This window comes from Akkermansiaceae bacterium (assembly GCA_024233115.1).
Lineage (GTDB): Bacteria > Verrucomicrobiota > Verrucomicrobiia > Verrucomicrobiales > Akkermansiaceae > Oceaniferula.
On the sequence record JACKQB010000001.1, the window covers coordinates 777,560 to 792,878 of the forward strand.

The 15,319-nt window shown below is 56.4% G+C and carries 10 protein-coding genes, 1 pseudogene and 1 riboswitch; of the genes and pseudogenes, 7 read left to right on the forward strand and 4 right to left on the reverse strand.

The features are described 5' to 3' along the window. The first annotated feature begins 1 nt into the window (after position 1). The 7 genes from uxaC (at position 2) to H7A51_03295 (ending at position 10,173) form a co-directional block, all read left to right on the forward strand. The gene (uxaC, locus tag H7A51_03265; protein MCP5535237.1) at positions 2-1,411 is read left to right on the forward strand and encodes a glucuronate isomerase; all 1,410 of its coding nucleotides are present in this window, start codon (positions 2-4) and stop codon (positions 1,409-1,411) included. 59 nt (positions 1,412-1,470) lie between these two features. Continuing rightward, positions 1,471-2,448: a phosphoglycerate dehydrogenase gene (locus H7A51_03270; protein MCP5535238.1), complete on the forward strand. Its 978-nt coding sequence runs from the start codon at positions 1,471-1,473 to the stop codon at positions 2,446-2,448. 64 nt (positions 2,449-2,512) lie between these two features. Next, the gene (locus tag H7A51_03275) at positions 2,513-3,601 is read left to right on the forward strand and encodes an Ldh family oxidoreductase (GenBank protein ID MCP5535239.1); all 1,089 of its coding nucleotides are present in this window, start codon (positions 2,513-2,515) and stop codon (positions 3,599-3,601) included. 37 nt (positions 3,602-3,638) lie between these two features. Continuing rightward, positions 3,639-4,736 (forward strand): sugar kinase, encoded by a 1,098-nt coding sequence (locus tag H7A51_03280; protein ID MCP5535240.1) that lies wholly within the window; start codon positions 3,639-3,641, stop codon positions 4,734-4,736. 218 nt (positions 4,737-4,954) lie between these two features. After that, positions 4,955-7,204, forward strand: a complete 2,250-nt coding sequence (locus H7A51_03285) for a glycosyltransferase (protein MCP5535241.1) — start codon at positions 4,955-4,957, stop codon at positions 7,202-7,204. Positions 7,205-7,218: 14 nt separating this feature from the next. Beyond that, positions 7,219-8,673 carry a glycosidase gene (locus H7A51_03290; protein MCP5535242.1) on the forward strand — a complete coding sequence of 485 codons (1,455 nt, stop codon included), beginning with the start codon at positions 7,219-7,221 and terminating at the stop codon, positions 8,671-8,673. Between the two features lie 48 nt (positions 8,674-8,721). After that, positions 8,722-10,173, forward strand: coding sequence for an SGNH/GDSL hydrolase family protein (locus H7A51_03295; protein ID MCP5535243.1), 1,452 nt, complete (start codon positions 8,722-8,724; stop codon positions 10,171-10,173). A 19-nt stretch (positions 10,174-10,192) separates the two neighbouring features. Here H7A51_03295 and H7A51_03300 read toward each other — a convergent pair whose 3' ends face one another. From H7A51_03300 to H7A51_03315, 4 genes and pseudogenes are all read right to left on the reverse strand, one after another. Next, positions 10,193-10,564 carry a DUF3127 domain-containing protein gene (locus H7A51_03300; GenBank protein ID MCP5535244.1) on the reverse strand — a complete coding sequence of 124 codons (372 nt, stop codon included), beginning with the start codon at positions 10,562-10,564 and terminating at the stop codon, positions 10,193-10,195. 131 nt (positions 10,565-10,695) lie between these two features. After that, a pseudogene (locus H7A51_03305) lies at positions 10,696-11,489 on the reverse strand (topoisomerase DNA-binding C4 zinc finger domain-containing protein). Next, entirely contained in the window at positions 11,486-13,564 is a 2,079-nt protein-coding gene (thiC, locus tag H7A51_03310) for a phosphomethylpyrimidine synthase ThiC (protein MCP5535245.1), read from the reverse strand. Before thiC ends, H7A51_03305 begins: the two are co-directional and overlap by 4 nt. A gap of 71 nt (positions 13,565-13,635) precedes the next feature. Next, a riboswitch (TPP riboswitch) is annotated at positions 13,636-13,749 on the reverse strand. An 80-nt stretch (positions 13,750-13,829) separates the two neighbouring features. Continuing rightward, positions 13,830-15,212: a cobalamin B12-binding domain-containing protein gene (locus tag H7A51_03315; protein MCP5535246.1), complete on the reverse strand. Its 1,383-nt coding sequence runs from the start codon at positions 15,210-15,212 to the stop codon at positions 13,830-13,832. Positions 15,213-15,319 lie beyond the last annotated feature (107 nt).

Sequence of the window (15,319 nt, forward strand, 5' to 3'; positions counted from 1 at the left end):
GATGAGCTACTTGCACGAAAATTTTCTCCTGCCAAACAAAACCGCCGAGAGGTTGTTTCATGAGGTAGCGGCATCCCAGCCGATCATGGACTACCACTGCCATCTGTCCCCGGCGGAAGTGGCAGGCGATGTCGGTTTTTCCAATCTATCCGAGATCTGGCTGGGTGGCGATCACTACAAATGGCGTGCCATGCGCGCAGCCGGGGAGCCTGAGGCACTCATCACGGGAAAGGATGCCGACCCGAAGGATAAGTTCGATGCCTGGGCACGCACCGTGCCCCAGACTGTGCGTAACCCGCTGCACCATTGGACCCACTTGGAGCTGAAACGCTACTTTGGAACAGATCTGGTGCTGAGTCCGAAAACGGCCGATGCCATTTGGGAGCTTGCCAATGCCCGTATTGCCGAGTCGGACTTCACCACGCAAAACATCTGTAAAAAATTTGATATCCGTGCAGTCGGCACCACCGATGATCCCACCGACACCTTGGAGCACCATCAGGCGTTTAACAGCTCGGGCCACATCACCAGGATGTTTCCCACCTTCCGGCCTGACAAGGCGATGATCACCACGGATCTGTGCGCCTGGAACACATGGACGGATCAACTGGCCTCGGTTTCCGGGAAATCACTCGATACCGCGGAGGCCTTTATTGCCGCCCTGAAAGCCCGTCACGACTATTTCCACGACCATGGCTGCCGCCTATCGGACCACGGCTTGGAAAACTGCCCGTTCATCCCATGTCCGGACGAGGAGGCAGAACTGATCTACCAAAAACTTCGTGGCGAGGAATTGATCGCACTTGATGAAGCCGAACAGTGGATGACCTACATCATGCTGCACGTTGGAAAGTGGAATGCAGCCCGTGGATGGACGATGCAACTGCACATCGGCCCGATCAGGAACAACAACACCCGGATGTTCAACCAGCTTGGGCCTGACACCGGATATGACTCGATGCTTGATGAACCGGTGATCCGGAAAATGGCAGCCTACCTCGACAGCCTTGCCTCCGGGGACGCCCTGCCCAAGTGTATTTTCTACCACATCAACCCGGCTATGCTTTACCCGCTTGCCACGCTGATGGGGAGCTATCAGGACGGTGTCACCCCCGGAAAAATGCAACTCGGCTCCGGCTGGTGGCACGTGGATACCCTCGACGGCATGCGCACCCAGATTGATGTGCTGTCCAGTGTGGGATTGCTTTCAAAATTCGTCGGCATGCTCACCGACTCGCGGAGTTTCCTCAGTTTCCCGCGCCATGAATACTTCCGCAGATTGCTGTGCGGTATCATCGGCCAGGAGGTCGAGGCCGGCTTGATCCCCGATGACCAAGACCTTCTCGATGCACTCATCGAAGGTATTTGCTATAAGAACGCACAAAACTATTTCCAGTTCCCCGGAGTCTAGCAACGAACGATCCGGCCTGTCCGTCTGATCTGACCGATTTATTAAAACCAACAATAACCATGAAAATCCTACTATCCACCACATCCTATCAAGATTGCCCAGGCGATCATCACGCGCTGCTCGAAAGCACCGGAGCGGAAATTATCCGCGAGCGTGGACCGCTTAATGAGGCGCAAATGCTGGCACTTCCCGATGACATTGATGCCTTCCTCTGCGGCGATGATGACATCACCAGGGCGGTTATCGATAGAGCGCTTCCGAAGCTCAAGATCATCGCCAAATACGGCATTGGAGTGGATAAAATCGATGTCGCCTACGCCACGGAGAAAGCCATTCCAGTCGCATTCACCCCTGGGGTGAACCACACCACGGTTTCCGAGCACGTGTTCATGCTGATGCTGGCCCTCAACAAACATCTGATGGAACAAGCCAACGCAGTGGCTACCGGAGGCTGGAAACGCATCACTGGCCACGAGATCATGGGGAAAACCATCGGTATCGTCGGGCTTGGTCGCATCGGTAAAGAGGTGGCTGTCCGCGCCCAGGCCTTTGGGATGAAATGCATCGGTTATGACCTCTACTGGGATGATGCATTCTGTGCCAAGTACGGTGTCGATCGCGCCGACAGTGTGGCCGACCTGTTAAAGGTCAGCGACATCGTTTCCCTGCACACCAACCTCAATGCGGAAACGCGCGAGATGATTGATGCCGAGTCGATCAAGCTGATGAAAGACGGTGCCATGCTGATTAACTGCGGTCGTGGTGAACTCATCAACACCGCCGATGTCGTCGCGGCTCTCGAAAGCGAAAAACTCTCCGGATATGGTGCTGATGTCCTCGACGAGGAGCCTCCCAGAGCCGACCACCCGTTACGGACTGCCAAGAATTGCCTGATCACCCCCCACGTGGGCTCACGCACCTACGAAAGCGTGCAGCGGCAGGCCGGTATGGCGACCCAGAACCTCGTCAATCTGCTCAAAGGCCAGCCCGCCCTTGCCCAGGTCAACGATGCTCCAGTGCCCGACGCCCTGATCTAACACGATTAGAGTCATCCAGCGAAAAAATTCACAACTCACCAGTCACAACTCACCATTCCCTCCCATGTACGAACAATTTTACATCGTCCCATTTGCCAGACACAACGAGTTGGTGGTCAAAGCCTATCAACACCGGGGCTACTCCGCTGAAGAAGCGGCGCAGGCGGCCCGCTTTTCCGATCTCGCCGCCCAGCACGGTATCCGCACCCACAATGCCATCAAGGCACTGCACCTCGACCACCTCTTCGGCAGCGCTGCCGACGGCTGTGTGCCGGGTGCGGAAATTGAAAAAATCGAATCGCGCTTTGCTGCCAGTGAGACCTGGAATGCGAACAAAAAACTCGGTCAGGCAACCGCCTACGAGGCGATCGACGCCGCCATCGAGCTTGCCGACAAGTACGGTATCGGCCAGGTTTCCGTGGATAATGCCTTCCACTACCTCTGGGGCGGGGGCTACGTCATGGAAGCCGCCAAGCGGGGTTACATCGCCTACACCAACTGCACCGCCGCTCTCGCGGAAGTCGTGCCTTTTATGGGGAAATTTCCAACGCTCGGAACCAACCCGCACAGCTGGGGGTTTCCGACCACGGACGCCTGCGGGTTTCCTATCGTGATCGACTGGGCGACGTCCGTGCTCGCCATGGGTCGCGTCCAGCAGTTCCAGCGTGAAGGCGTCGCCTTGCCGCCGAATGCCGCCGTTGATAAGGATGGAAACCCAACCACCGATGCCAACGCGGTGAATGCCCTGATGCCCTTTGGTGCTCACAAGGGATATGGTCTCAGCCTGATCAATGAAATCGTCGGTGGATTTATCGGCGGAAGCCTACCGACATTACGCAGCCGTGCAATCCCCGAAGGGGAAAAACGCACCCCCGCCTTCTACTTCCAGGTCATCCATCCTGATGCTGTTAGTGGTGGTGCCTTTGCCAAAGGCCGCAACCAGATCGAAAACGTCAAAGCCGTCATCGACGACATCCTTGGCCACGGAAACGAAAACTGCCTGCTCCCCGGCCAACTCGAAGCCCAGTGGGCCAAACGGGTTGAAAAGGCTGGTGGACTCCTGTTTTCCGCCGCCGAAATTGACGCCTTCAACGAGATCGCCAAAGAATGTGGAGCGCAGCCATGGTACCCCAACGACTTCACCATTGAATAAATTCTCATTTAACAATCCAATCTAACCAACCCATCCCATGTCCATCGAAATCAAACCATCCGAATCCTGTCAATACGCCTGCGTCTCGCTCGGCGAAGTCATGCTCCGTCTCGACCCCGGTGAGGGTCGTATCCACACCACCCGCCAGTTCCAAGCCTGGGAAGGTGGCGGCGAATACAACGTCACCCGCGGACTGCGCCGTTGCTTCGGCCTGAAAACCGCCGTGGTCACCGCCTTTGCCGATAACCCCGTTGGCCGCATGGTCGAGGACTTCATCCTGCAGGGGGGCGTCGACACCGACCTGATTAAATGGGTCGACTACGATGGCATTGGCCGCACCGTGCGCAACGGACTGAATTTCACCGAGCGCGGATTTGGTATCCGTGGTGCCGTGGGCTGCCCTGACCGTGGCAACACCGCCGCCAGCCAGCTCAAGGTGGGCGACATCGACTGGGAGGAAATCTTTGGCAAGCGTGGTGCCCAGTGGTTCCACACCGGCGGGATCTTTGCCGCCCTCAGTGCCACCACTCCCGATGTTGTGTTGGAAGCCGTCAAGTGTGCCAAAAAACATGGCACCATCGTCAGTTACGACCTCAACTACCGTCCGTCGCTCTGGAAGGATTTCGGAGGACTGGCAAAATGCCAGGAAGTGAACCGCGAGATCGCCCAGTACGTCGATGTCATGATCGGCAATGAGGAGGACTTCACCGCCTGCCTCGGCTTCGAGGTCGAGGGGGTGGACGAAAATATCTCCCACATCCCGGTGGAGGCGTTTAAAAACATGATCAAAGTGGCTACCTCACAGTTTCCCAACTTCCAGGCGACGGCGACCACGCTTCGCGCTGTGAAAACCGCGACCGTCAACGACTGGAGCGCCATCGCATGGCATGACGGCGAGTTCTACGAGTCGATGAAGTTCCCGGGATTGGAAATCCTCGACCGGGTCGGCGGAGGTGACAGTTTCGCCTCAGGCCTCATCTACGGTTTCCTCACCAAGGGCGATCCGCAACAAGCGGTCAACTACGGCTGCGTGCACGGTGCTCTCGCGATGACCACACCGGGCGACACCACCATGGCGTCACTCAAGGAAGTGGAGAAAATCATCGGCGGCGGCGGCGCACGGGTCGACCGATAGTGTGATTATACGCGGATGCAGGTGATTCCGATCGATTCACCTGCGGGAAATTCAAGCCCGGTGGAGGTCATCCACCGGGTTTTTTCCATGCTAGAAATCCCTTGACTCTGGAGAGAAATAAACCAGTGTGTCAATGGAGTGATCGCGCATCATTCCCGGTTGGAAAATCAAACCGGATCGGGTTTTCCAATGGGTGAAACGGATCCGATGATTGAGAGATGAGTGCGGCTCCCCGGATTCAAAATGTGGCTTTTCTTGGCGGCCACATCCCACGGCAATGTGGTATTGCCACCTTTACAGCTGATTTGCGCGCCGCCGTGGCCCGCGAGTACCCGCAGGCGGCGTGTCGGGTAGTGGCCATGACCGACCGGGAACAGAGGTATGATTTTCCCGGCTGTGTGGCCTACGAAATTTTTCAGGAAAACAGGACGGATTACACGCAGGCAGCCGATTTCCTCAATTTGCGCGGTGTGGAAGTGCTCTCTGTGCAGCATGAGTTCGGTATTTTCGGCGGGCCATCAGGCGTCTATCTTCTGGATTTGTTGCGGAGTGTTAGGATGCCTGTGGTAGCCACGCTGCATACGGTGTTACGCGAGCCCAATGACGATCAACGACACGTCATGAACGAGCTGAACCGCTTGTGCGACCGCTTTGTAGTCATGGCCGAACACGGCAGGCAGATGCTGGGCGAGGTGTACGGCATTTCAGAAATGAAAGTGGATGTCATCCACCACGGTGTCATCGATGTCCCTTTTTTAGATCCTGAGTTCAACAAGGAGCAGTTTGGCGTCCTGGGTCGGACCGTGTTACTCACCTTTGGGCTGTTGTCACCTAACAAAGGTCTGGAGAATGCGATCAAGGCACTGCCTGAAATCATCGCCAAACATCCTGACGTGGTTTACGTGATCGCCGGGGTGACGCACCCCCATCTGCGGGCCCATGAAGGGGAAGTGTATCGTGAAATGCTCCAAGCCCTGGCGGTCGAACTCGGTGTGGAGGATCACGTCAAGTTCGAGAACAGGTTTATGGACCTGGCCGAGCTTACCAACCTGATTGAGGCATCGGATATCTATATCACGCCGTATCTCAATGCCGCCCAGATCACCTCCGGTGCCCTGTCCTATGCCTTTGGTGCGGGTAAGGCGATTGTCTCCACGCCCTACTGGCACGCCGAGGAATTGCTTGCCGATGGAAGGGGGCTGATCGTCCCGTTTTCCGATCCTGCGGCGATCGCCTGTGCAGTGGATCAATATCTGACAAATCCATGCCTGATGACCTCCGTCCGGAAGCGGGCCTATGAAATGGGGCGGGCCATGACGTGGCCCCATGCGGCACGGGCCTACATGGCCTCCTTCGAACACGCCCGACAACAGCGGAGTGGCAGAGTGGTGGGGCAGAGGGGAAAAACCAGCAAAGTATTACCGCCCCTGAATTTCAAGCACCTGGTGGAAATGACCAGCCACCTTGGAATATTCCAGCACGCGGTGCATAATGTCCCGAATAATTCCGAGGGTTATTGCGCCGACGACAATGCCCGGGCCTATCTTCTCACCGTGCTTGCAGAGGGCCTGGGTAGCGGTGGTCCCGACCAGGCTTCATTCTGCGCCAAGGCCGGAACCTACCTGGCGTTTTTATGGGATGCCTTTGAACCGCGGACCCGCCGGTTCCGCAACTTCATGAGTCGTGGTCTGGAATGGATGGAACTCGAGGGCTCGGATGACAGCCATGCCCGGGCAATGTGGGCCGTGGGAACGGGAGTGTCACAGACCAAGGATTCCGGTCACCGGTCGGTCTGCGGTATGCTCTTCCATCGCGGTATGGAACAGCTGGCCCGTGTGCGCTCGCCGCGTGCCTGGGCGTTCGGGTTGTTAGGGTTGAATGCCTACCTGGCCAGCTGTCCCGGAGACCGGGAGGCCATCAGGTTGAGGGAACAGCTTGTGCGTTCGCTGATGGCTCTTTACCACGCGAATGTGGAGGACGACTGGAGGTGGTTCGAGCAGGTGGTTTCCTACGACAATGCACGCTTGCCCCAGGCGTTGATTCAGAGCGGGTTGAATATGAAGTGCGGGCAGACATTGGCCGCTGGACTGGACACCCTGGAGTGGCTGGTGGAAGTGCAGACATCCGAGGGTGGCTGGTTGTCTCCCATCGGTTGTCACGGGTTCTGGCAAAAGGGAGGGGAGCGGGCGCAGTTTGACCAGCAATCACTGGAGGCAAGCGCGATGGTCTCTGCTTGTTTGCAGGCAGAGGCTGCGACATCCGACCCCAGCTGGGCTGACCAGGCAGCCACCTGCATGGCCTGGTACACCGGTTACAATGACCTGGGCATCGAGCTTTACGACCGCGTCACTGGAGGCTGTCATGATGCGTTGTTAGCCGACCACATCAATGAAAACCAGGGAGCCGAGTCTACAATTGCCTGTCACCTGGCATTGGTGGAGATGATACTGGCCCAGCGGAAAAACTAACAAGTATACAGCTTATGAAGAGTATAACCATCCATCCAACCGGGGTGGAATTCTATCCCGATGTTTTGAGGGTTCTCGTCAGGCCTTTTAACCCCGGGGAAGAAGCCCGCTGGGACAACATTATTTCCAGGGCCTTGGGCATGGCCGAGGATGATGTAGTGCGGGAACTGGAAACAACACGCGTGGACTTCGGGTTCAGGCACAAGGCTATTGAGCAAGTGTGGATGAAGCGCTTCTCACAGATATCCGGCCGCATTGCCGGCGCCGACTCGCTTTCGCAGGACCGGCAAATGTTTCTAGGTGCCCTCTTTTCACACGAATACTCGTTGGAAGCCGCCGCGTTGTTCAATCCGTCCATTGTTGCGCACCCGGACCAGTCTGGCTTGGCGGAGGGGGAGTTGAGGTTCATTATGAGTCTGCGGGCCACGGGGGAGGGGCATATCTCGTCCATCGAGTTCAGGACCGGTGTGGTCGGTGCCGACTATTCGGTGAAGATGGACGCGGTGTCGGGCTTCGTCACCGCGCCGGAAAAAAGCAAAAACCCGAAGTACAGGAAAGTGAGTTTCATCCACAAACTCAGGGAACTCGAGATTGGAAACAACTGCATCAACCCTGTGATGGAGAAGCTGGGCCCCTTGTTCTCGTTGGACGAGTTGACGAATGCCATCCTGGAAACAAGCAGGTGTAAGACGGATGCCGCCTACAATACCGAGCACATCATGAACCAGGTACACTGGCTTGCGGAATCGAACTATGATGTCGCGTTCTCGGATGACGTGCCGCTATCCGAGCGCATCGTGTTCCCGGTCTCCACCAATGAGAGCAACGGAATCGAGGACGCCAGGTTCGTCCGTTTTGTGGACGACGATGGCACAGTGACCTACTTCGCGACGTACACCGCCTATAATGGTCGGGTGATCCTACCCCAGCTGATGGAGACCGAGGATTTCCACTATTTCAAGGCGCGCGTCCTCCATGGCTCAGCGGTGCAGAACAAGGGGATGGCCCTTTTTCCACGAAGAATAGGTGAGCATTACGCGATGCTGTCCAGGCAGGATGATGAAAACCTTTTTCTGATGTATTCCGATGAAATCCACCGTTGGTCGGCGCCGATCCTGATCCGGGAGCCGGTCTATCCCTGGGAGTATATCAAGATCGGGAACTGTGGCTCACCACTGGAAACGCCCCACGGCTGGTTGGTCATCACCCATGGTGTGGGGCCTATGCGGCAGTATTGTCTGGGTGCCCTCCTGTTGGATCTGGATGACCCGACCAAAGTGATCGGCGCATTGCCAGAGCCTTTGTTAAAACCCGAAGGCCATGGTCGTGAAGGATACGTACCCAATGTTGTCTATAGTTGTGGCGCCCTTATCCATGGGGATCGATTGATCCTGCCGTATGGGAAAAGCGATACCCTGACCACCGTGGTCACCGTAGAACTCAGCGACCTCCTGGCGGCGATGCATTAACGTGATTAAGGAATGGACGCGTTTTGGGGCGGATACTATAAGTGACGGATGCAAAAATTACTCCCACGCGCGTGTTCGTGTTTTTTGGCGATGGTTACCCCGTCGGTGGCGGCGGAGCAGATTGTCACCCTGGGGGATTCGTTGACCTTCGCTTACGAGGCGGAGTTTGGCTTTGAAGAAACCATCTTTGGCACCACCTATGGTGATGGCTTTGGCCCCGAGGTGAGGAATTGGGTCGAGATCTTGCATGATCCGCTTTTCCGAAACGCATACTTCGACCAGGGCGGGAGCGATGAGATTAGTCTGCTGGCGTCCATTTTCCCACCGCGCACGGTCGACCTTTATTTTCGGCGCGAGTATAACTGGGCGCTACCCGGATTGAAAATTGATCAACTCCGTCGATTTATCAACAACGAAGCCGAAGGCCTGGATCTACTTGCGGAAAATCCCGCGTTTGCGCCCCTCGCTTCAGCACTGGCTTTTTCGGATTATGATGATTCGGATTTTGCCGTGGAAGATCTTCAAAACCAGATTGAAAACACCGCAGAGAGACTGGTCCTTTTTATTGGAGGGAACGATATCAACCAAGTTTACGGAACGATTTATGAAGGCGAGGGAGCAGGGACTTTTGTCACTGATTTTGTCGATGATGCGGCATACATCATAGATTGGGTGCAAGGTTTGAACCCCAACATCCAGATCGTCCTGGCCAATGTGCCCCATGTGGGGATTACCCCGGACGTGCAGGCGACATATCCCCCGGATCCGGTCAAAACCGAGAGGGTAAGCGCTGTGTTGCGCGACTTGAACAGTCGGCTCAAGGCACTCGCGTTATCGCGGAACATCGGTTACGCGGATATTTACACAGGAACGTTACCGTTACTTACCCCCGCGCCGCTTTGTATCCACGGGATCCCGTTTGCCAATGCGGGCTCGATTAGCGGTGATCTCGATTATGTCTGGCTCAATGGCCCCATGAGTAACAATTTCCATCCTAACACGAATGCGCAGGCAGTGATCGCCAATGAGTTCATCCATGCCTTCAATAGAAAATACGGAACAGGTATCGCGCCTTTGACGGCGACAGAAATGTTAGGCGGCCTGCTTGGGAAATCGTCAGCGGAAATCGATATGCCATTCGCCACGTGGATGGCTTGTTTTGGCTTGGGTGGTTTGACTGTGGCTGATGATACCGATGGCGATGGAATGCCGGCAGGACTCGAGTTTGCCCTCGGCTTGAACCCGACTCTGGATGATGCCGGCTTTGTGACACAAGGAGCGGTCGATCTTGATGGAACCTGGCAGTGGCAGATTGCCTACCCGATGCGGCTGCCGGCATCGGCACGTTATACTCTGGTGCCAGCGCAGTCGACGACGCTCGGAGGATTCACTCCCCTTGAGCCGTTGCCAGTGGTGGGTGCGGATGGTCGCGCCCGTGCGAGTATCGCCGTGAGCGGGAACTCAGGGTTTCTCCGACTGGAAAGCACGGTGATACCGTAGACCTGTAACTAAAACGCGACTAAAACGGTATGTCGTCGTTGATCAGATCATCCGGTGACGGCTCGATCTCGGTGTTGGCGTTGCTGGCGGATTGCGCAGGTGCCTGGTTGCCGCCACTGTTTGTGCCCTCACCTCCTTGGATTTTCCAGCAGTTCAGGTTCACGTAGTACTTACCCTTGAACTCGTTGCCGCGGATGTCGAAATTGACCGTGGCGTCTTGCCCTACTTCGAATTGATCCAGCCAGGTACACTTGTCCTTGATCATTTCAAATTTGAGATCCTGAGGGTAGTTGTCATCACCGACTGTGAGCACAAATTCACGTTTGGTGAATCCGCTGGGGAATGTCTGGGTGTCAAAAATGACCTTAATTTTTCCGGTTGCTTCGTACATGGCGGAATTTTAAACAGGTATGCTATCAGATTGCGAACGAAAAAAAATCAGGAGGGTATTCGGCAATTGAAACTGAAAGGTTGCGGAGTGGAAATAATGACCTTTGGGATGGCCGTCATCCACTGGGATGGCTATGCCGGCATGGTTTGCTTGCAGTCGGGGTAGCCGGTGCAGCCCCAGAACTGGGAGCCTTGGTTGGGGCCGGATTTGGCGATGCGGATGGCCATGGGTTTGTTGCAGGCCGGGCATTGGGGGGCTGGTGTTTTTGATCGGTCTGAGCCGTCGGATTGGACGGATCTGAGTGATCGGACCGATCTTGGTTTCGCTTCGCGATGCGGGCGGTGGCGAGGGTTTCACGGTAGCCTCCGTCTTCTACAAAAGCCTGCTCCATGGCGATGAGCTGCTGGTCGAGCAGGAAGTTTGCCTGGTGGATCAGGCAGATGATGGCGTTGGCTCGGGTGGCGGCGGACTCATGTTCGAGCCAGGGGCGGTAGAGTGCGTAGCGGGCCCGGTCCCCGGCGTCGTTGGGGAGACTACGATCCGTCTGATCAGACCGATCCGACGGATCTTGTTTTTGGCACTGGCGTGCCAGTGCCCGGACCTGGGATGCCTCCGGGGCTTCCTTCGGCCAGAGCGGGAGATCATTCTGACGGAGGTAATCCTCAAAATCCAGTAACAGCTCCTCCTGGGAGGCGCGGGCTACATTGGTGAGCTTCAGCTCGGAGTGGGTGCTGGTGGAGCCGGCGCGGTTTCCTTCGGCAATGTTCTGGCGGCCACTTCGCGCCGCCTGGATCATTTGATCGCTGGTGCGCGAGTAGGGATCGATGAATTTTTTACAGAAGGCTACCGTGGCATCGTAGATGAGGGTGGTCGTCTGGAATGACGCGAGTTTACGGTAGCCGCCGGTGGGGCGGAGTTTTTTCATGACGCGGTGATTAGGTTCAGATCGGTCTGATCCGACGGATCCGACGGATCTGTGTAGCCGTTTTCAGCGGCATACTTACGCACATCTGCGGTGATTTTCATCGAGCAGAATGTAGGTCCGCACATGGAGCAGAAGTGGGCGGTTTTGGCGCCTTCGGCGGGCAGGGTCTCATCGTGGAAGTCGATGGCGCGTGCGGGATCGAGTCCGAGGGCGAACTGGTCGCGCCAGCGGAACTCGAAGCGGGCCTTGGAAATGGCGTTGTCGCGCTCCTGGGCGGCGGGGTGGCCTTTGGCGAGGTCGGCGGCGTGGGCGGCGATCTTGTAGGTGATCACCCCCTCGCGCACGTCGTCCCTGTTAGGCAGGCCGAGGTGCTCTTTCGGTGTGACGTAGCAGAGCATGGCACAACCATACCAACCAATGTTGGCAGCGCCGATGGCCGACGTGATGTGGTCGTATCCGGGGGCGATGTCGGTTGTCAGCGGCCCGAGGGTGTAGAACGGCGCCTCGTGGCACCACTCCAGTTGTTTCTGCATATTTTCCTGGATGAGGTGGAGCGGAACGTGGCCGGGGCCCTCGTTCATGACCTGGCAACCCTTCGCCCAGGCGCGGGTGGTGAGTTCTCCCTGCACCTCAAGCTCGGCGAGCTGGGCGTAGTCGTTGGCGTCGGCGATGGAGCCGGGGCGGAGCCCATCGCCAATGCTAAAGGAAACATCGTAGGCGGCGCAGATGTCGCAGATGTCGTCCCAGTGGGTGTAGAGGAAATTTTCCGCGTTATGGTGCAGTGCCCACTTCGCCATGATCGAGCCACCGCGTGAGACGATTCCGGTCATCCGGCGGGCGGTGTGAGGCACAAAGTCCTTGAGCACGGCGGCGTGGATGGTGAAGTAGTCGACTCCTTGCTCGGCTTGCTCAATGAGGGTGTCGCGGAACAGCTCCCAAGTGAGGTCCTCGATCTTGCCGTTGACCTTTTCCAGCGCCTGATAGATCGGCACGGTGCCGATGGGGACGGGGGAGTTGCGCAGGATCCACTCGCGGGTGGCGTGGATGTTTTTGCCCGTGCTCAAGTCCATGACGGTGTCGGCGCCCCATTTCGTGGACCAGCGCATTTTCTCCACCTCTTCATCGATGGTGGACGCGACCGCGGAGTTGCCGATGTTGGCGTTGATTTTCACCAGGAAGTTGCGGCCGATGATCATAGGCTCGTTTTCCGGGTGGTTGATATTGGCGGGGATGATGGCGCGGCCCCGTGCGACCTCGGAGCGCACGAACTCGGGTGTGATTGTCTTCGGGATCTTGGCTCCAAATGGTTGACCCGGATGCTGGTGATTCATCGCGTTACGTGAGACCTGTTTGAAAGGGTCGATCTCTGAGGGTCGTGGCATTTCATAGTTCTCAGGTGAGCTGCAGATCTGATCGAGACGTGAGAGCACTTCGTTGGGTGCCTTTTCCAGATCGGGATACTGGTCACAGATGGTTTTAAATTCCTGCAAGCGTCCCATGTTCTCGCGGATGGCGATGAACTCCATCTCGGGGGTGATGATGCCTTGGTCGGCATACCATTTCTGGGTGACGGGATGTGACTTGGCTTTCAGTGGCTTGCGCTTCAGTCCGGGGTATTCCTTGAGCTTGTTCTTGGACTCTTTGGTCTCGTTGTATTTTTCCGCATGAGCTTTTGAGAGGTAGCCGTTGTCGGCTGCTGTGACTGCACGGCCGTCATATTCCTCCACATCACCGCGGTCGAGGATCCACTGTCGGCGCAGGGCAGGGAGGCCTTGGGTGACATCACCATCAAAGTCAGGGTCGCCCCACGGACCGGAACAATCGTACACACGGATGGGGGCGTTCTTTTCTACCCGACCGTTCTGGTGTTCTGTGTCCGACAGCCTGATCTCTCGCATTGGGACTTTGACAGACTCGTGGATTTCTCCCTGCACATATACGCGGGTCGAGTTGGGGAAAATGGTCGGGTCTTTGGCGATGGCTTCGAGTTCCTCGGAGTTATCGATGTCCTCGATGAAGTTGCCGGTGTAGTCGGAGCGCTGGTGGGAGTTTTCGGGTGTGATGTCTTCGATCATGATGAGTATTTTGTTTGAAATGGAATAAAAAAGCCCGTTGCGGAAGACACAACGGGCAGGGTGGATTTCTCGGAATGAAAAATGCGACTCCCTTCGCCGGTGCTAGCCGTGGCAGGTTCGGAGGGTTTGCGTGGCGCGGGCAGCACGTCTCAGTCCCCGGTCGCGGGACTCCCCTGTCGTTGAAAGCAATCTGGAGCTAATCCGCTGATTTTCAAGGACGAATTTAAGCCAGTCGGCACATTAGCAAAATAGGCGCAATGGGTGTTTAGCGGGCCATCCGCTTGAAAACACTCATGTATTCCCATAGCGGACCGGCGATTTTGCGTTTGTGGAAGGTTTCGCGGACGGTGGTGAAAAGTTCCTCGTCCTGAAAATCGATCCAATTGTCGGTGTTGTCGAAACGCTCCTTCATCCTCGCGTCGATATGTTCCTGGGTGATTTTCGGGGATAAATAGAAGGTTGGCTTGATCAGCGGCTGGTCTTCAGTGATGACCCCCTCCTCGATCGCGACCCTCGCCAGATCGGTCCTCGGGTAGATGCGCATACCGGTGGATGGCAGGATCAGGCTGTCTCCTAACAAATCCGCATTGCGAAATGTCTCGTCCAGCGTCCCGGGCGTTTCCTTGGGGCCCCCGAGGATGATGAAGTGGCAACTGGTAATTTTCTGTCTGTCAAGTGCCTGCTGGCTTTCGAGGATCTGTTCGAAAGTGAACGGCTTCTGATATGACTTCAGCATGGTATTGGAAAAGCTGTCCGAGCCAAGTTCGGCATGTTTCATCCCGGCCTCTTTCGCCGCGCTGGCCAGTTCATCGGTGATAAACTGGGGTCGGAGAAAACCACCCCACGGGAATTTGAGTCCACGGCGGATGATCTTGTTGCACAAGTCGAGAAGGTGCCGACTGGTTGAGTTCAGCACGGAGTCGACCATAAACACATACGGCGCCCCGGCCGCCAGTGCGCGTTCAATATCGTCACAGACATCATCCATATCGCGACTGCGGGGCTCTCTTCCTTCGATCAAGGGGTAGGTGCAATAACAACAGCGGAAGGCACAACCACGCTGGGTCTGCACCGACAGGATCGTGCTCTCCTTGCCATAATAATGGGACAGGCAGGGGTCGTAGTTGGCGAGTTCGATGCGCTGCGGCTCGATCGGCTGCATGGGGGAGCTGTGCAACTTGTCGTTGGTCCGAAAATAGACCCCGGGCACCGATGCGAAGTCGCCCTGCTGGTCGATCACTTTTAACAAAGCGGGTAATGCAACATCGGCCTCACCAACGACGCCGAAGTCGGCGCGGGTGAGCGACATGATTTCCTCGGGGAAAAGGGAAAAGCCGCTACCTCCGAGAATGACCGGCACAGCAGTCGATTTCCGGATGTCTTCGACCAGTTCACGTAGGTTGTCGATGTATCCCAGCGGTGACCTTGAATTGACATTATCGATATTGCGAAGCGAGATGCCGATGTAGTCCGGCCTGAATGCAGCAATGGTATCCCTGAGGGTGGTGTCGGAAATCTGAATATCCCAAACCCTGGTTTTGTATCCGGCATTCATCAGGGTCTGCTCGACCACGGCGAGACCTAAGGGGAAAACCGGGTAGGGGGTGGTGAGCGTGTTCGGGTTGATAATTAAAAAATGACCGGACATGATTGGTGATGAGCAATGGATGGGATTCAACCCAAACAAACATGAAGTAGCTGGGATTGCGAGTGAAATTGAAATGGCGCATGCTCCAGCTTGCTTGTAAGATACCT